Annotated in this window: 11 protein-coding genes; 1 reads left to right on the plus strand and 10 read right to left on the minus strand. The window is 72.2% G+C overall.

The features are described from left to right. Nucleotides 1–36: 36 nt before the first annotated feature. From R2B67_RS06825 to eccD, 8 genes are all read right to left on the minus strand, one after another. The gene (locus R2B67_RS06825; protein WP_018516197.1) at nucleotides 37–405 is read right to left on the minus strand and encodes a hypothetical protein; all 369 of its coding nucleotides are present in this window, start codon (nucleotides 403–405) and stop codon (nucleotides 37–39) included. Between the two features lie 4 nt (nucleotides 406–409). Beyond that, a complete protein-coding gene (locus R2B67_RS06830; RefSeq protein WP_237328352.1) occupies nucleotides 410–862 on the minus strand; it encodes a YbaB/EbfC family nucleoid-associated protein in 453 nt (150 codons plus the stop codon). 106 nt (nucleotides 863–968) lie between these two features. Then, the gene (locus R2B67_RS06835; protein ID WP_317816898.1) at nucleotides 969–4,565 is read right to left on the minus strand and encodes an AAWKG family protein; all 3,597 of its coding nucleotides are present in this window, start codon (nucleotides 4,563–4,565) and stop codon (nucleotides 969–971) included. Between the two features lie 48 nt (nucleotides 4,566–4,613). Then, the gene (locus R2B67_RS06840) at nucleotides 4,614–5,087 is read right to left on the minus strand and encodes a type VII secretion system-associated protein (RefSeq protein WP_317816899.1); all 474 of its coding nucleotides are present in this window, start codon (nucleotides 5,085–5,087) and stop codon (nucleotides 4,614–4,616) included. A 111-nt stretch (nucleotides 5,088–5,198) separates the two neighbouring features. Further along, on the minus strand, nucleotides 5,199–5,507 hold the full coding sequence (locus tag R2B67_RS06845; protein ID WP_018516200.1) for a WXG100 family type VII secretion target: 309 nt from the start codon (nucleotides 5,505–5,507) through the stop codon (nucleotides 5,199–5,201). A 27-nt stretch (nucleotides 5,508–5,534) separates the two neighbouring features. After that, complete coding sequence (locus R2B67_RS06850; protein WP_317816901.1) at nucleotides 5,535–5,870, minus strand: hypothetical protein; 336 nt, start codon at nucleotides 5,868–5,870, stop codon at nucleotides 5,535–5,537. 356 nt (nucleotides 5,871–6,226) lie between these two features. Beyond that, nucleotides 6,227–7,765 (minus strand): type VII secretion protein EccB, encoded by a 1,539-nt coding sequence (eccB, locus tag R2B67_RS06855; protein WP_317816902.1) that lies wholly within the window; start codon nucleotides 7,763–7,765, stop codon nucleotides 6,227–6,229. Nucleotides 7,766–7,850: 85 nt separating this feature from the next. Then, nucleotides 7,851–9,257, minus strand: a complete 1,407-nt coding sequence (gene eccD, locus R2B67_RS06860; RefSeq protein WP_317816903.1) for a type VII secretion integral membrane protein EccD — start codon at nucleotides 9,255–9,257, stop codon at nucleotides 7,851–7,853. Nucleotides 9,258–9,632: 375 nt separating this feature from the next. Between eccD and eccCa the strand changes: the two genes are divergently transcribed. Next, the gene (gene eccCa / locus R2B67_RS06865) at nucleotides 9,633–13,667 is read left to right on the plus strand and encodes a type VII secretion protein EccCa (protein WP_317816904.1); all 4,035 of its coding nucleotides are present in this window, start codon (nucleotides 9,633–9,635) and stop codon (nucleotides 13,665–13,667) included. A gap of 57 nt (nucleotides 13,668–13,724) precedes the next feature. On the opposite strand, the gene R2B67_RS06870 is transcribed toward eccCa, so the two are convergent. Next, nucleotides 13,725–14,975 carry a S8 family serine peptidase gene (locus R2B67_RS06870; protein ID WP_317816906.1) on the minus strand — a complete coding sequence of 417 codons (1,251 nt, stop codon included), beginning with the start codon at nucleotides 14,973–14,975 and terminating at the stop codon, nucleotides 13,725–13,727. Beyond that, on the minus strand, nucleotides 14,972–18,283 hold the full coding sequence (locus R2B67_RS06875; protein WP_317816907.1) for a right-handed parallel beta-helix repeat-containing protein: 3,312 nt from the start codon (nucleotides 18,281–18,283) through the stop codon (nucleotides 14,972–14,974). Before R2B67_RS06875 ends, R2B67_RS06870 begins: the two co-directional genes overlap by 4 nt. Nucleotides 18,284–18,387 lie beyond the last annotated feature (104 nt).

Here is an 18,387-nt window from a genome sequence, read left to right on the forward strand (position 1 = left end):
CCCGGTCGCGTACGGGAGCGGCCTGCGGTGCGGAGATCAGCGCCGGCCATGCCCGCCCGGGCCGTCGATTCCATCGGTCTCCAGGCGGCTGTTGCCGTGCTCGATCTCGTCGATGTTGCGGTCGCGGGTGTCCTTCATCATCCGGACGTTGCCGATCGTGGCGTCGGTGATGCCCACCAGCGCGTCCCGGATGGAGAGCATGGTGTCCTTGGTGGTCTGCCGCTCCTTCTGCTCCTGCGGCTTGGCCTTCTCGGAGAACTCGCTGTTGGTGCCGGGCCAGCTGACCGTGGGCGCCAGCTCGTCGAGGAACTCCTCGGTCATGGACCGGGTGAGCGTGCCGATCTCCTCCAACTGCCGTGCCAGGGCCTCGATGCGCTCGGGGTCGACGTAGTACCGCTGTCCCATCCCCTCAGTCCTCTCCCTCGTCGCCGAGCGCGTCCCGCCAGGCGGGGGTGGCCGGGCCGCGCTCGGTGTCCTGGTCGTCCTCGCGCAGCACCTCGGGGCCGAAGATGCGCTCCCAGTCCAGCTCGAAGCCCTTCAGCTCGGGCACGTTGCTGCTGGGTTCGGCGAACGGGGCCATCGCCTTCATCACATGGCGGTTCATCTTCAGCCGGGCCGCGCTCGCCGCCTCCAGCACGCTGGCGGCCAGCTCCTGCGGGGACATGTCGCGGTACTTGTTCTCCAGGAACTCGATCCCGGTCAGCTCACCCTGCGGGCCCGCGGTGGCCCGGACCGCGCGGTCGGAGGAGAGCGCGGCGAACGACGCCGACCGCAGCTCGCGCTCGGTACGCGCCACCGCCTCCTGGGCCGCCTGCAGTTCGGCCATGGCCTTCTCCAGGCGCTTCTCCAGCGGTTCGGTCACGCCCGCTCCCCTCCTTCTGCCTCGGTCTTCACGTACGTACGGATGTCGGTTCGGGCTCGGCGCCCGGCCCGCTCATCCTGCCTGGTGACAGGCGTCTGAGCGAACGTCACCTCCCGATGACGGCCGGGGTGCCGCCCTCCTCGGTGCCCCAGACGTCCGCGTCCTCCTCCAGGTAGTCGGCGGAGGTGACGGGCCTGCGCCCCTGCTCCTCCTCGTCCTCGGCCGGGGAGTTGCCGCCGGTGGTCGTCACCCGGGAGGCGGGAGTGAGGAAGGTGTCGCTGTCCTCCTGGCGGTTCCACGGGCTGCGCCTGCGGCGGTTGCGGCGCTCGCTCTCCTCCGCCGCGTCGACCAGGACGGCGCGCACGCGCTCGCCGTTGCCCTTCTCGCTGCCCCCGCCCATGCCGCCCATGCCGCCGCCCATCGGCATGCCGGGGGTGCCGGGCGTGCCCGGGGCGCCGGGGGCTCCCGGTCCGCCGCCGGAACCGCCGCCGGGGACCGTCGCGTTGTTCGTGGCGCTGTCGGAGAGCGGGGCGACCTGGCCGAGGGTCTCCGAGGACGGGAGGTTCGCACCGGGGAGGCCGCCGCCGGAGCCGAGGGGGCCGCCCGCACCGACCTGGGCGCCCAGCCCCAGCTCCGAGAGGGAGACGTCCCGGGTGGTGGTCCCGTCGCCTCCCCCACCCCCACCACCGCCACCGCTGCCGCTGCTGCCGTTGGCCAGGTCCTTGAGCCCGTCGAGATCGAGGTCCCGGTTCCCGTTCGGGCCGTCCAGGTCCCGGTTCCCGTTGAGGTCACCGAGGTTGCCGAGGTCGCGGTTCCGGTCCAGGTCCCGGTCGAGGTCCCGCAGGTCGTCGAGGAAGTCCGGCCTGTCGTTGGCGCTCCCGCGCGAGTTGAGCTCGTCGAGGGTGACCGTCTCGGTCCTGCCCTGGGGGTCGGTGACGGTGGCGATGCCGGTGTCCGGGTCGATGGAGTGGCTGGAGCCGTCCGGGAAGGAGTTGACGAACCGGCCGTTGTCCAGCGAGGAGACCGAGCCGTCCGGGTTGGTCACGTCGGCCCCGTGGGTGAGGTCGGTGACGACCTTGGAACCGTCCGGAGCGATGCTGGTGAGCTGCCCGGTGTCCGGGTCGAAGACGGTCTTGCCGCCGTCCGGGAACGTGGTGGCGAAGTCGCCGTTCTCCAGCCCGGTGAGACTGCCGGTCGAGGACTTCAGTCCCGTGTCTCCGGTGTTGAGGTTCCCGAGGTCGCCCAGGTCGTTGATGGTCTCCCGGTCGCCGAGGTTGCCGAGGTCACCCAGGTCCCCGCGTGATTCGGTCGGCAGGTCGGCGTTGATGTCGCCCAGGTCGCCGAGGTCGCCCAGGTCGCCGATCCCGTTCCGGCCGTTCAGGCCGCCGAGGCTGCCGAGGTTCTCCGTGGTGACGGTGCCGTCGGGGGCGGTGGAGGTGGCCTGGCCGGTCGCGGGGTCGATCTCCTGCTTCGTACCGTCGGGGAACGTCGTCGTCAGCTTGCCGTCGTCGCCGAGGGAGGTGACCGAACCGTCCGGGTTGGTCACCCGGGCGCCGTCGCCCAGGTCCTGCGTGGTGACGCTGCCGTCCGGGTGGGTGGTGGTGAGGATCCCGGTGTCCTTGTCGAAGGAGGTGTTGCTGCCGTCCGGGAAGTCCGTGGTGAGGCCGGATGCGTCGAGCTGGGTCTTGCCACCGGTCGGGGTGGAGAGGGAGCCGCCCGCCCCGTTGTTGAGGTCGCCGAGGCTGCCCAGGTTTTCGGTGATGGCCTGGTTGGCCGCGTCATTGGGGTTCCGCGTGGAGCCGGGGCCGCCGTTGAGCCCGCCGAGGTTGCCGAGGTTCGAGGTCACGGGGACCGGCCCGCCGCCGGGGTTGTTCACGTCGCCGAGGTTACCGAGCTTCTCGGTGACCGCGTTGTTCACGTCGTCGAGGCTGGGGGTGTTCGAGCCGCCGGGGCCGCCGGGCGTGTTGATGGAGCCGAGGTCACCGAGGCTCTCGGTCACCGGGATGTCCGACTTGAGGTTCAGCAGCTCGTCGAGGTTGCCGAGGTTCTCACCGCCGCCGCCCGGCCCGTTGATGTTGCCGAGGCTCTCCTCCATCTGCTTGGCCTGTTCCTCGGCCTCCCGCTTGGCCTCCTCCTGCTCCCGCCGCTGCTCCTCGCGCAGCTCGTCCTGGTACTTCTTGTCCTCGGCGCGCTGCTCCTCCTGCTCCTTGCGGAGCTCCTCCTGGAGCTTCTTGTCCTCCTCGCGCTGGAGGCGCTGTTCCTCGCGGAGCTCGTCCTGGTACTTCCGGTCCTCCTCGCGCTGCTCCTCCTGCTCCTTGCGCAGTTCCTCCTGGAGCTTCTTGTCCTCCTCCCGCTGCTTGCGCTGCTCCTCACGCAGCTCCTCCTGGTAGCGGCGGTTCTCCTCGTTCTCCTCGTTGATCTTCTCCTTCTCCTCCTCCAGCTTCTTCTTCTCGTACTCCTCGCTCGCCGTGCCGGTCGACTTGGGCTCGGGTACGTTCTCGGAGAAGTCCTTGGAGAGGTCCAGGAACTGGTTGTTGAGCCGCGACTGCACAATGCGGGCGTTCTTGACGAGCATGTCGTCCACGGCCCGGCTCCAGATCGTCACCGCCTTGTCGCCGACCTTGGCCCAGTTGGCGATGTCGGTGAGGTCTCCGTACTCGGGGTGGACCTGAGAGAACCCGGCCTGCGGGCTGTGCCTGACAGTCGAGCCGTAGCGGGTCGTGGTGGACGTGATGTCCGTCTTGGCCACGTTCTCCGCGTCCACCCACTTGGCGAGGTCGTCCAGGACGTAGCGCAGCACCCGGTGCGGGTCGTAGTAGTCGGACTGGGCCCAGGTGAGCCAGTAGCCGAGCAGGTCCCGGGCGGCCTGCTCCAGGTGGGAGCGGCCCAGGGAGAGTGCGCGGGAGTAGACGGTGCTGCCGGTGCCGGTGGCGTCCCCGCTGCCCGCCGTCTCGTTGAAGGTCTCCACGTAGGCGTCGTAGTTCTCGCGGATCTTCTTGATGAGGCTGCGGAAGACCTCCGCGGCCTCGCCCTTCCAGCTCGCGTCGTCCCGGCCGAAGCGGTCCTCCCAGTCCTTCAGCACCGGGGCGTGGAACTTGAAGAACTGGGCCGCGTAGTCGAAGGAGTGGCCGGCCCTGGTGAAGGACTCCAGGTCGACGGCGTCGCCTTCCTTGGCGACCTCGCCGCTGAAGCGGCCGTCGCCGCTGTTCCCCTTCAGCAGGGCCAGGAGCGCCGCCCGGGGCCCGTTCATGTAGCGGGCCAGCGGGATGGTGCTGAACTTGTCCTTGTTGTAGTCCGTGAACTCGTTGCCCTCGCGGACGTCCACGTTGTTGACGTCGGTGGAGTCGGTGCCGGCGAAGATGATCTCGTCGCCGGCCTTCACGCGCCCCTCGAAGACGATCCGGGCCTGCATGATGGAGCGCTTCTTTCCGCTGTCGAAGAACCAGATGTCGTAGTCCTGGCCCTTGTTCTGCAGGAAGCCGGAGTCCTTGACGAGGAGGCTGAGGCTGCGTTCCTTGATGTCCATGCGGAAGAGCTTGCCGCCGTGGTCGGAGCGGAGGGTGTCGAAGATCTCGCTGCGCTTGGGCACGGGGTAGCCGGTGATGTGATGGACGAGGTCGGCCCAGTTGTCGGACGATGCCGCGTCCGTGTCCTCGTACTTGTCGACGTTCCCCACGGATGATTCGTCGTACCGGTCCGCCACCGCGCGCCCTCTCTCGTCTCTCGCCGTCCACCCCGTGCGCGGGGGCGGCTACTTCTCTTCCGTGCCCGTGGACCCGCTGGTGAGCGTGTCGACCTCTTCGAACGTCTGGAGCAGCGTCTGTGCGTCGATCGCGTCCAGGTTCTTGTTCTTGGTCTTGTTGGCCTCTTCGATGGTGTCGGTGAGGGCTTCCTTGAGCTCCTTGAAGAGCTCCATCTGGTCACCGAGCAGCTTGTCCAGCGAGGTCGCGACGGACGTCACGCTCTCGACCAGCGTCGGACCGGAGATCATCTTCTCCCTGCCGATCAGGCCGAGGCGCAGGATCTGCGATGCCTGGTCGAGGTTGTCGGGCGTGGTGTAGCCGCCGATCAGCTCGCTGAGGGGGCGGATGCGGCCCTCGCCCTCACCCTCGCCGTCCTCCTTGTGCTTCTTGGCCTTGGTGTAGACCGGGTGCACCTCGTTGTCGCGGAAGTTCTCCATCTGCTTGAGGTCGAAATGCTTGACGTCGGCCTGCTCACCGGCCATGGGACGTCCTCCTGCGCGATCGGGTCCGGACGGGGTGTACGGGAACGGAGCTACGGGAAGCCGGGGGCCGCCTCCACCGCGTACGGCGGGAGGCGGCCCCCGGCGGGAGGGCTAACGAGCCCGCACGCCACCCCAGTTGTCGGCGCTCCTGCGCTCGTCACGGGAGTGGTTGTCGTGGATGCTCTGGACCAGCTCACCGCTGTCGCCGAGGAGCAGGGCCATGTTCTTGGTCGCCTGGTCCCACTCGGCCTGGACACCGCGGTACATCGCCTGGTCGTCACCCTCCCAGGAGGTGATGAGCGGCTTCAGCTCGTCCTCCAGGTTGTTGAGGGTGGTGATGATCTGCTGGGTCTGCTGCTTCAGTTCCTCGATCGCGTTGCGGACCGTGGAGTACTGCACGTCGATGATGCCGTCGGCCATGACATCTCCTCTCGGGTGGGGGGCGGATCAGCGCAGTGCTTCGAAGACGCCTTGGCTGGTCTTGCTGTTGAGCACCTCGGTGAGGTCCTGGTTCTCCTTCGCCAGCCGGTCGGCCGACGTCACGTTCTCCTGAAGCGCGTCCACCATCTTGCTGATCTGGACGACGACCTTCTGGGCCTCGCCGTTCCAGCTGCGGAACAGCTTCAGCAGGGCCTGGCCCTCGTCACCGCCGACACCCGAACGAGCGGCGATCTCGGCGACGTTGTTCTGGATCTTCTCGACCGCGGACCGGGCCGACTCCAGAGAGGAGACACCTCCCAAGCCCTTGGCATAGTCCGCCCGCCTCTGGCCACTGTCAGCCATGTCGCGCTCCCTTCGTTGAGTGACTCTCATCGCACCGTTGCCCGCTGAGGCTAAAGAGAACTCGTCGCGCGGCGCAACGGATGTCAGGAAGATTTGAGCATGGATCTGCCCGTCAGAATCCTTGCATGCCAACGGAGTTGTCCGAAGGTTTCAGCGAAATGAACGCGCTCCGGCCAAGGTTGGCGTGTTGCGGTCCATACGGACGGGAAACGGGCAGCCGGAGAATCCGAACGGTCATCACGGCCGCCCATTCTCTGAGCTTTATCTGAGGTTTCTCTCCGCCGAGTTATGTTCGAAGCTTTACTTTCCCGCTCCCTTTTCCCTTTCTTCGGCACCGTATGGGGGGTATGCCTGGATCATGGCCGGGAGTCAACTGTGTCGCCCTTGCCGGAAGCGCACCTGGGGGCGGTGACCCTGGGCTCAGCGGCGCCCGAGGCGGCGGCCGGGTCCAGGTCCGCGCCGGTCGGCAGCGCCGCGAGGAGCGGTGCGGGCACCGAGCCGATGTCCCCCTCCCCGTACCCGAGCGCGCTCAGGGAGTCCTTGGCCGGGACGCGGTACTTCACGCCGTTCTCCGCCACCAGGTAGGTCGTCCCCGCGTGCGCCGCGCCGCTGGCGTGCAGGGCCCGGACCAGGGCGCCGCGTCCGGGGCGTACGACGGTGGCGTCCGTCCGGGCGCAGGCCTCGGCCACCGGCTGGGCGGCGCCCTGCGAGACCGCCACGGGGGCGAGCCCGGTGAGCGGCACCAGCACCGACCGGATCCGGGCGCCGCCGTTCCCGCCGTCCACCTGGGCGCAGAGCGCGGTGCCCCGGGGTGCGGACTGCGGGACCGGCGGCGTACGGGGCAGCTCGGCGGCGGCTCCGGCGGCGGCCGTCTCCTTCGCCCGGTGCGTACGGAGCGCGTCGGCGCCGACCTCGCGGGCCTCGGGCGAGCGGCCCTCGTAGGCGTCCTTCTGGGTGGCCGGGTCGCCCAGCACGAGGGCGGCCTCCAGCCGGGACAGCGGCACCAGGCCGTCCTTGCGCAGCAGGTGGTACGTGGACCCGCCGCCGACCACGCTGACCTCGAAGAGCTGGCCGATCCGGGTCGGTTCGCCGCCGAGCACCGGGCCCTTTTCGCCACGCCCCGGGACCTCCGGCGGCTTCAGGGCCGGTCCGGGGGCCAGGGCGTCGAGGAAGGCGGCGGAGACGGGCATGGCCCCCTCGGAGCCGTAACCGAGGGCGTTGCGGGCGTCGGAGGGGCGGTCCAGGGGCAGTCGGCTGCCCCGCCACACCAGGTACTCGGTGCGGTCCGGGCCGGTCACCAGCACCCCGCGGCCGGCGCCGACGTCCTGGGTCTCCAGCGGCGCCCCGGCGACCAGGGTGGTGGCCCCCGCCCGGTCGACCCCGATGCCCGTAACGCCGCCGGAGGTGCTGGGCAGCGCCCCGTCCGGGCCGGTCACGCACATGTGCCAGGCCCCCGAGTCCAGCTGGGCGGGGCCGGGAAGGGTGTCGGGGGCGCCGGGGATGCCGGCCGGGGACCCGACGGGCACGTCGCGCAGCGAGGCGGTGGAGACGTCCACGGCCTTGAGCTGCGCGCCGCCGATCAGCCGGGCCGAGGCGTAGTTGCGCACCGGGTGGAGTACGCCGTCGGTGCCGGTCCACAGGTAGCGGGCCCCGGTCTCACGGTTGACCACCAGGTTCTCGCCCTTGCGCCAGGTCTCGTTGCCGCCGGGGCGCAGCAGCCCGTAGACGGTGGCGCCCGCGCCGATCAGGACGGTCACCAGCAGGCCGAAGACCACACCCCGGGTCGTCCGGCCCAGCGGGCTCTCCGGGGCGTCCGGGTCGGCCGTCAGCAGGCCCGAGCTGAGCCTGCCCATCATGAAACCGTGGGCCTGCACCTGGTCGCGCTTGGACTGCACAGCCTCTCCTCAACTCTTCTTCGATGGAACGGCGATGGACCGGCGTACGGGGGTGTTCCGGCCGGGTGGGCCGTACGGGAGCCACTCAGCCGAACAGGCCGCGCAGCCAGCCGAAGAGGCCCGCCACCCACAGGGTGAACGGCAGCAGCGCGACCGCGAGGCCCGTGTGGGCCAGCTCCGCCGCCCGGCCCCAGTACGGCAGCATCCGGCGGCCGGGCACGATCCAGGACGCGGTCACCAGGGCGGCCGCCACGGCGAGCAGCACCGCGAAGACGACCACGCGCCCGTCGGCGTCGCTGTCCACCGCCCAGGCCCGGGCGAGCAGCAGCAGCCCCCAGATCCCGGGCACCGCCAGGGTGAGCCGCTGGCCGATGTGGACCAGGCCCCGGGAGTGCAGGAGCAGCAGCAGGGCCAGCGCGAGCGCGGTGAGCGTCTCGGGGAGGTCCGGGGTGTGGGCGAGGACGGCGAGGGCGGCGGCGGCGATGGTGCCGGTGGCGGCGAAGAGCGCGGTGACCCAGCGTCCGGCGAGTTCGGTGCGCTCGGCGACCTCGTCGCCCGCGTACGGGTCGATGCCTTCCTGGAGCTGTCCGGCGGAGGACGGCAGGGAGGGCATCCGCATGCCGGCCAGTTTGAAGGCGAACGGTGCCACCGCTCCGGCGGCCAGCGCGACGATCGTCGCGACCAGGGCCACGGCGGCGGGCACGTCCAGGCCGGTGTAGCCCATCAGGGCCCCGGAGATCGCGGTGGCGACCGCGACCACGGCGGTGGCCAGCAGGGCGGGGGCGCCGACGGCGGAGGCGGCGAGCGCGAGGACCGCGCCGCCCGCCGCGGCGGCACCGGCGGCGAGCAGCCGGGCACCGACCACCCGGGCCGCGTCGGGGCCGGTGAGGTCGCCGCCGGGCAGCACCCAGCCGACCAGGGCGAAACAGGGGGCGACCAGCAGGCCCAGCGCGGTCGCGGAGAGGCGGTCGCCGACCGCGCGGCTGGCGGAGCCGGCACCCGCGAGGAGCAGCACTCCGGCCACGGCCGCGCAGGCGGCCCGGATGGCGGTGGAATCGGCCACTCCGGGCCAGAACACCAGCACCAGCGCGGCCACGACGGTCGCCACGGCGGTGCCCACCAGCAGGCCCCGGGCGGCACCGGCGTGCCAGGTGTGCAGCCGGCGGCCCACCGTCTCGGCGATGCCGTCGACCAGGTCGTCGAGCCGCGCCTCGGGCAGCGCCTCGGTGTGCGGGCGCAGATGGAGCACGGCTCCGTCGGCGAGACCGGCCTGGGCCAGGGTGGTCTCCTCGTCGAGCGGCGCGTCGCCGAGCCGCTGGAGCACCCAGCCGGCGTGGTCGAGCCCGGCCTCCTCGGCCTCCTCACCGACGTACCGCAGGAGGGTGGGGAGCAGATCGGCGACCGGCACGTCGGCGGGCACGGCCAGATCGATGGTGACGCTCGGCGCACGTACGGTCAGGCGGCACGATTCGGCCACCGCACTGTCGGTCATCAGCAGAACTCTCGTCTTCCGTGCAGGCTTTGACAGGCTTGGCAGGCTTTGACAGGAGGACTTCCCCGGAGAGGGAATGTGCGAACAGTACGGATAAGTCCGCGCGGCGGTGAACCGGGGGGCCGGGCAGGGAAATTGTGCCCGCACACCCGATGGCCGCCACTCCCACGTGGACAGGTCGCGTTCCGTGAATGCAGACTACTGCCTGCGGCCACCGGTCGTACTGCGGAGGGCACTTCGTATCCGGTGGACGCTTGTCCCGCACGGAAGTCGGCCGTCCCCCGCTATCCGCTCGAAACATTCACCCGGCGTTCATCGATGACCCGCCGGTATTCGGTGCGGGCCGGAAAGCCAGTGAACCGGAGGTTCTCTTCCTTGAGTGTCGTGCTGTTTCGCCGCCCCGCCCGCAGGCGCGGGCCGGAGATGCCCGAGGGGCAGTTGACCCTCCAGGAGCCGCCGGTCCTCGCCGAGACCGTGCCCGACACCTCGGCGGTGTGGACCTATCTGCCGATGGCCCTGATGTCGGTGTCGATGATGCTGATGTTCCTGCGCCCCGGCGGCGGGAACGGCGTCTTCATGTATCTGGCGATGGGCGTCATGGCGCTCTCCGCCGGTGCCATGCTGCTGGGGCAGCTGATGCGCCGCTCCAGCGAGCGCAAGCAGCGGCTCAAGGGTGAACGCCGCGACTACCTGCGCTACTTGGCGCAGACCCGTAAGCGGGTGCGGACCACCATCGCGGAACAGCAGCGGGCGCTCGCCTGGCGCCACCCCGAGCCCGCCTCGCTCCGCTCGCTGGCCCGCACCTCCCGGCTGTGGGAACGCCGCCCGGCCGACGAGGACTTCGGCGAGGTCCGGCTCGCGGTCGGCGAACAGCAGCTCGCCCTCACCCTGAACCCGGTCTCCACCCGCCCGGTCGAGGACCTCGAACCCCTCTGCGCACACGCCCTGCGCCGCTTCATCCGCGCCTACTCCACCATCCCGGAACAACCGCTGGGCCTCTACCTGCGCTCCTCGGCCCGGATCCTGCTCCGCCCGGAGGAGACGCCCGGTGAGGAGGCCGGTGCGGAGGGCACGGCGGCCGGTGCCGGCGGCAGCGATGACGTACGGGCGCTGGTGCGGGCCATGCTCGGACAGCTCGCGGTGTTCCACGCGCCCGAAGAGCTGTGGATCGCGCTCTGTGTCAGCGACGAGCGGCGGCCCGACTGGGAGTGGGTCAAGTGGCTGCCGCACGTGCTGGATCCGCACGAGGAGGACGGTGCGGGGCAGGCCCGCCGGATCACCGCCGACCTGACCGAGCTGGACGATCTGCTCGGCGCCGAGTTCGCCGAGCGCCCCGGCTTCGACCCGGACGCCCGCCCGGGCCGCGACGAGCCGTACACGGTGATCGTGCTGGACGGCGTGAGCGTCCCGGAGGGCCATCGCTGGGAGGGCCACGGCTACCGCAACGCCCTGATCCTCGACGTGTCCGGGGCGCTGCGCTGGCGCCCCGGCCGCAACACGCTGCGGCTGACCGTGGGGCCGGACCAGGTGAGCCTGGTGCGCACCGACCGCAGCCGCAAGGAGCGCTCGGTGGAGCTCGGCCGCCCGGACCGGCTCGGCCCGCTCGGCGCCGAGTCGCTGGCCCGGCTGCTCACCCCCCGCCGGATGAGCCTCGGCACGGACATCGCGCAACCGCTGGACAACGACGTCGAGCTGACGACCCTGCTCGGCATCCCCGATCTGCACCGGCACGATCCGCAGACCCTCTTCGACCGGCACACCGGCTCCGGCCGGCTGCGGGTGCCGATCGCGGTCGGCGTGGACGGCCGCCCGGTCGAGCTGGACATCAAGGAGTCCGCGCAGGGCGGCATGGGCCCGCACGGCATGCTCATCGGCGCCACCGGCTCCGGCAAGAGCGAGCTGCTGCGCACCCTGGTCCTGGGTCTCGCCCTGACCAACTCCTCCGAGACGCTCAACTTCGTCCTGGTCGACTTCAAGGGCGGCGCCACCTTCCTCGGTCTGGAGGAACTCCCCCACACCTCCGCCGTCATCACCAACCTGGCCGACGAAGTCGCCCTGGTGGAACGCATGCAGGACGCCCTGCACGGCGAACTCATCCGCCGCCAGGAGCTTCTTCGGTCGGCGGGCAACTACACCTCGGCGCTGGAGTACGAGCGGGCCCGCGCCGCCGGAGCGGACCTCGCGCCGCTGCCCAGCCTCTTCGTGGTGGTCGACGAGTTCAGCGAACTGCTCTCCACCCACCGGGAGTTCATGGAGCTGTTCGTGATGATCGGGCGCCTGGGCCGCTCGCTGGGCGTGCACCTGCTGCTCGCCTCGCAGCGCCTGGACGAGGGGCGCATGCACCAGCTCGAGAGCCACCTCTCGTACCGCATAGGGCTGCGCACCTTCTCCGCGATGGAGAGCCGCGGGGTGCTCGGTGTGCCGGACGCCTACGAGCTGCCCGCCGCGCCCGGCAGCGGCTATCTGAAGTCCGGGGTGGAGGCGCTGACCCGGTTCCGGGCCGCGTACTCCTCGGGGACGTACCGACGTCGTACGGGGGCCGTCGTGCAGGCCCGGGTGGCGAGCCAGGTGGTGCCGTGGACCAGCGGGTGGGTGGTGCCGCGTACCCTGGAGCCGGCGCCCGAGCCGGAGCCTGCGAGCGAGGAGGACGAGGAGGCGCTGCTCGATGTGGCGCTGGAGCGGCTGCAGGGTTCCGGGCCCGCCGCGCACCAGGTGTGGCTGCCGCCGCTGGACGAACCGTCGCCGCTGGACGCCCTGTTGCCGGGCATCGCGGCGGACGAGGAGCGCGGTTTGATCGCGGCGGGGTGGCCGGGCGCGGGGCGGTTGCGGGTCCCGGTCGGGTTGGTGGACAAGCCGTTCGAGCAGCGCCGCGACCCGCTGATCGTGGACCTGTCCGGGGCGGGCGGCCATGTCGCCGTGGCGGGCGGTTCGCAGAGCGGCAAGTCGACGCTCGCCCGGACCCTCATCGCCGCCCTCGCCCTCACCCACACCCCGGCCGAAGTCCAGTTCTACTGCCTGGACTTCGGCGGCGGCGGCCTCTCCCAGCTCGCCGCGCTCCCGCACGTCGGCGGGGTCGCGGCGCGGCTCAACCCGGAGCGGGTGCACCGGGCCGTCGCCGAGGTGATGACGCTCCTCGCGCGCCGCGAGCAGTTCTTCGTGGACCACACACTCGACTCCATGCAGTCCTACCGGCGCCGCCGGGCGGCCGGGGAGTTCCCGGACGAGCCGTTCGGCGATGTGTTCCTGGTGGTCGACGGCTGGTCCACGGTCCGCCAGGACTACGACGACCTCATCCCGAAGTTCAACGAACTCGCCGCCCGGGGCCTCAACTACGGCATCCACCTGATCATCACCACCACCCGCTGGGTGGAGCTGTCCGCGCAGGTCCGCGACCAGGCCGCCACCCGGCTCGAGCTGCGGATGGGTGACCCGATGGACTCCGAGATCGACACCCGTAAGGCCCGCTCGGTGCCGCGTACCGGCGGCCGGGGCATCACCGCCGACAGCAAGATGCACTTCCTCGCCGGCCTGCCCCGGCTGGACGGCAGCGGCTCGCTGGAGGACCTCGGGGAGGGCGTCGCCCACCTGGTCGCGGAGGTCGCCCGGCACTGGTCCGGCCCGCCCGCCCCGCAGGTGCGGATGCTCCCGCACCGCCTTCCGGTCTCCGAACTCCCGGCGCCCGAGGCCACGGAGGGCGGCGGTATGCGCCTGGCGCTCGGCCTCGACCAAGACGCCTTGGAGCCGGTCTGGCACGACTTCAGCCGGACACCCCACCTGATCGCGGTCGGCGACACCGAGAGCGGCAAGACCAACCTGCTGCGCCTGATCACCCAGGGCATCACCGCCCGGTACGCCCCCGAGGAGGCGAAGATCATCGCGGTGGACTACCGCCGCACCCTGGTCGACGCCATCCCCGAGGAGTACCGCATCGGCCACGTCATCTCCCTGGACAACCTCAACGAGACCATCGAGGGCGCGGCCCGGGCGATGAAGACCCGCGTGCCCGGCGCCGACATCTCGCCCGCCCGGATGCGCACCTGCGACTGGTGGACCGGCCCGCGCCTGTTCATCCTGGTCGACGACTACGACATGGTCTCCGGAAACTCCTTCCAGAGCCCCTTCGAGCCGCTCTTCGAGAACCTGACCCTCGGCTTCGAGATGGGCCTCCACCTGGTCGTCGCCCGCAGCGCCATGGGCGCGGGCCGGGGCCTGAGCGACGGCCTGATCCGCCGCCTCGACGAGGCCAACAACCCGGCCGTCCTGCTCTCCTGCCCGCCCACGGAGGGCCGCCTCTTCGGCAACGCGAAGCCGCTCAACCTGCCGCCGGGCCGGGCGCTGCACATCGCGCGGCGCAAGCCGCGGCTGATGCAGACGGCGCTGGTGGAGCAGGCCGGAGAGGTACGCCGGTAAACCGGAGAGTTACGCCGATGAGGCGCCCTCCCCCCGACGGGTGGGCGCCTCTCGCGTTCAGCCCTCGGTCGTGCCGGACCCGGCCGGGCGCCAGCCCCGGGCACGGGCCCGGGTGAGGGCGAAACCGGCCCAGAGGAGGGAGAGGACACCGGCCGACCCGAGGAGCACGAAGAGGGTCGCCCGCCCGGTGGCGCGGTCGGTGTCGGAGGTGTCGCGTACGGCCACGGGCTCGGCGGCCCGCTCCGCACCGGCGGCGGGCGCGGCGGGGTCGCCGAGGACCGTGGTGACGGCGGCGTAGGCGTCCAGCTGGGGCAGGTCGGCCGGGTACGCGGTGGCGGTCAGCCGACGGGTCACGGCATCGGCCGGCTCGTCGGGGTGCGTGGCCCGGACCACGGCTGCCGCGCCGGCCGCGTACGCGGTGGCCACCGAGACGCCTCCCCCGAGGTAGTGCCCGCTCCCGCGCGGGCCGCCGGAGACCACCCCGGCGCCGGGGGCGGCCAGATCGACGTCGGCGGTGGGCAGGGCGCCGTCCGGGCGGGTTCCGGCAGGCAGCATGTCAGCGACCGCGAGGACGCCGGGTTCGCCGGCGGGCCAGTAGGTACGGGAGGGAATCTCGTCGCCCGAGCCCCGGGCCGGCGGCTCCGGGGTGGCGGCGGCGACCACCACCGCCCCGGCCTTGCGGGCCTCGGCGACGGCCCGGGTGAGCGCGGCGTCCTTGCGCGGGAGGGCCACCGCGACCGCGATGACGTCGGCCTTCGCGGCGGTCGCGGCCCGTACCGCCGCCGTGACGAGCGCCGGGTCCGGCTGCCCGCGCCGGTCGGTGCCGCGCAGGGCGAGGATCTTCGCGCCCGGGGCGACCCCGGCCAGCCGGGGGGTGGTGGTGCCGGTCCCGGCGATCAGCCCGGCCAGGAACGTACCGTGCCCGACGCAGTCGTCGGCGGCCTCGCCCTCGGCGGTGACGCGGCCCTTGAGACCGGCGGCCCCGGGGTCGACCCCGGTGGAGACCAGCGCGACGGTGACGCCCGCGCCGGTGGAGTGCCGGTGGAGCCGGTCCAGGTCGAGGCGCTGGCGGGACCAGTCCTGCTTCTTGGCCTTCTCCTTGGAGGCGGGGGTGCAGGCGACGGCCTCGGCCCGGGGGTCGAGTGCGGTGGGCATGCCGGGCAGCTCCTGGCCCTTCGCCCCGTCGGCAGCCGGTGTACGGGTGACAGGTGCCGCCTGGGCCGGGGCGACGGCCGCGGGCAGCATCAGGGCGGCGGCGAGCCCGGCCCCGTACAGCAGGCGGGTCGTCCCCCGCGCGGGCGGCCTCACTGCGGGACCGCCTTCGGGGCCACGGCCGTGACGTCCGCCGGGAGCAGGATGCGCAGGTCGTCCAGGGTGGGCGCGGCCAGCGAACTGAGCCTGCCCGCCTGGCGGGTGACCATCGACTCGACCACCTGGCGGGCGAGCCGGGCGTTGCCGAAGGAGCGGTCCCGGGGCAGCGCGTCGAAGTACTCCTTGAGCAGCGGCCCGGTGCCGGGCCCGCACTCGTACCCCATGTTCGCGGCCTGGGCCCGGACGATGGTGACCAGCTCCTCGGAGGAGTAGTCGGCGAAGGCGATCCGGCGCGGGAAGCGGGAGGAGAGGCCGGGGTTGGAGGCGAGGAAGCGTTCCATCTCGTCGGTGTACCCGGCGACGATGACGACGACCTCGTCGCGGTGGTCCTCCATCAGCTTCAGCAGGGTGTCCACCGCCTCCTGCCCGAAGTCGGCGCCGCCGCCGCGCGGGGTGAGGGTGTAGGCCTCGTCGATGAACAGCACACCGCCACGGGCCTTTTCGAAGACCTCGCGGGTCAACTGGGCGGTGTGGCCGATGTAGCGGCCGACGAGGTCGGCGCGGGCCGCCTCGATCAACTGGCCGCGTTCCAGGACACCGAGCTGGGTGAGCACCTCCCCGTAGAGGCGGGCGACGGTCGTCTTGCCGGTGCCGGGAGGGCCGGTGAAGACCAGGTGGTTGCTGAGCGAGGGGACGGGCAGCCCGGCCGCCGCGCGGTGGCGGGCGGTGGTGATGAGGTTGACCAGGTCGGCGACCTCGCGCTTCACCTCGGCCAGGCCGATCATGTCGCCGAGGCGGGTGAGCGGGTCGTCGGCCGGTGCGGCGGTCTCGGAGGCGGTCGCGGCGGCGGTGGCGGAGACGTCGTCGGGGAGCAGCAGCCGCAGGTCGCGCTCGGTGACCTGCGCCTGGGCGGCGAGCCGGACGGCCTGCCGGTCCACCATCTCCTCGAACACCCCGCGTGCGGCACGGCCGTTGCCGAACCCGGCGTCCCGGTCCATCGCCCCGAAGTGCGCGGCCAGCGCCTCGGCGGTGCCCTCACCCAGCTCGTACTGGTGCTGGGCGCACATGCTCTCCATGATCGCGACCAGGTCCGGCACCGAGTAGTTCTCGAACTCGACGGTCCGCGAAAAGCGGGACGCCAGACCGGGGTTGGAGCTGAGGAAGGAGTCCATCTCGCGGGAGTAGCCGGCCGCGACCACCACCACGTCGTCGCGGTGGTCCTCCATGAGCTTCAGCAGGGTGTCCACGGCCTCACGGCCGAAGTCGGCGCCGCCGTTGCCGCTGTCGGCGGTGAGGGTGTAGGCCTCGTCGATGAACAGCACGCCACCGAGGGCCCGCTGGAAGGTCTCGGAGGTCTTGATGGCGGTGCCGCCGACGACCTGGGCGACGAGGTCGGCGCGGGAGACCTCCACCAGGTGGCCGCTGCGCAGCGAACCCAGCTCGGCGAGGATCGCCCCGAAGAGGCGGGCGACGGTCGTCTTGCCGGTGCCGGGCGGACCGGCGAAGACCAGATGTCTGCTCATCGGCGGTGCGGGCATGCCGAGCTGCTCGCGGCGCTGGGCGAGCTGGGTGAGGTTGACCAGGGTGCGGACCTGCTGCTTGACGTTCTCCAGGCCGATGAGCGCGTTGAGGGCGCCGAGGGGTCCGTCCGCCCGGTCAGGGGCGGGTCCGTCGGCCGCGCCGGAGCCGGCCGGGTCGGTGTTCTCTGCGCTGCCGCTGCCCCAGGCGTCCCGCTTGCCGTTGGAAACGCTGTTGAGGCCTTCCACGGCGAGCCGGTCACCGGGGGCGGTCTGCACCAGGCCGCCGCCCTCGTTCTCCCGGGCGGTGCAGTTGACGAGCGAGACGGGCGCGGTGGACTCCACCCGGAAGCCGTCCTGGGCGCCGCCGTTCGCCTCGCAGCCGCTGAGCGAGGCGAGGGCGCCCTCGCGGAGCAGGAAGCCGTGGCCCTTGGGGGCGTGCACGGAGGTACGGTTGGCGGTCAGTTCGCCGCCCGCGGCGACGACCACGCCCTCCTCACCGGAGATCTCGACGCGGAAGTCGCGGACGGTGACGTTGCCGCCGTCCTCCACGATCAGGCCGCTGGTGGCGGTGTCGGAGACCCCGCCGCCGGCCAGGTAGAGGGTGGAGCCGGAGGCCACCCGTACCCCGGCGCCCTTCGGCCGGACGATCTCGCAGTCCTCGACGCGGCCCCGGGCGTCCCGGGAGGCCGCGATGCCGTCGCCGGCGGGCTCGACCAGCCGGGCCCGGCGCAGCAGCGGGTTGGCGCCGCCGAGCAGCGCGACGGCAGGCGAGGAGCCGATCACCTCCAGGCGGTCCAGCTCGGGCGCCGCGTCCTCCTCCAGGAGCAGCCCGGCCCCTTCGCAGTCGCGGACGGTCAGCCCGGTCAGCGCCGGGGAGGAGGCCCCGGCGACCCGCAGCGCCGCGCCCTGCGCGCCGTCCACCCAGCAGTCCTCGAAGGTGCCGCGCGCCCGGTCGGTGACGACCACGCCGTGCCCGCGTGCGCGCGAGACGCGGCAGCGGCGCAGGACGGGGTCGGTTCCCCCGGCCAGTGCGATGCCGTTGCCGGAGGCGCCGGTGACGCGGACGTCCTCCAGGGTGGTGCGGCCCGAACTGCTCAGGTGGACGCCGGTGCTGGTGTCGTGGACGACGGTCCGGACGACGGAGAGCGCGGAGTTCTCCTCCAGGGCGATGGAGGGCTTGTCGGTGGAGGAGATGTCGCAGTCCTCGACGGTGCCGCGGGTCTCGCCGTTGGCGAGGAGACCGTTGCCGCGGGCGCCGCGTACCGTGCAGTCGCGGATGCGGGCCTCGCCCTGCTCGGCGAGGACGATGCCGCTGGTGCCGAGGTGTTCGAGGGTGCAGGACTCGACAGTGGTGGGCGTGGTGGAGGTCACCACGACCCCCGCGCCCTGCGGGTTGCTCACCCGGCAGTCCCGCAGCGCGAGGGAACCGGTGCCGCCGGCCAGCATCGCGGTCCAGGCGGCGCCGACGATCTCACACCCGTCGAACGCGGCCTGCCCGCGCCGCACATCGACGGCGGGCAGCTCCGAGTCCCCACCTCGCAAGGTGAGTTCGGAGACCATCACGGCGTCGGCGCGCAGCGCGATGACGCTGCCCGAACGCGGCCGGATCTCCACCGTGCCCCGCCCTTCGGCGGCGGTGAGGGTGACCCGGGTGTGGATCACCAGGTTCTCCGCGTACGTTCCGGGCCGGACGCTGATGAGCGCCCCAGTGCGGGCGGCGGCGAGCGCCTCACCGATCGTCGAGAAGCGGTCCCCGGGGCCGACCGACAGTACCTGGCGCGACACGCACCAACCTCCTTGCTACGGCGGCGTCCTGTCCGGACGCCCCTCTTCGCCGGGGCGCGGTGAGGCGGTCCGGCGATGCCATCATGCCTGGCCCGGGGCGGCAC

Origin of the sequence: Streptomyces cyaneofuscatus (assembly GCF_033109485.1) — a bacterium.
GTDB lineage: Bacteria > Actinomycetota > Actinomycetes > Streptomycetales > Streptomycetaceae > Streptomyces > Streptomyces cyaneofuscatus.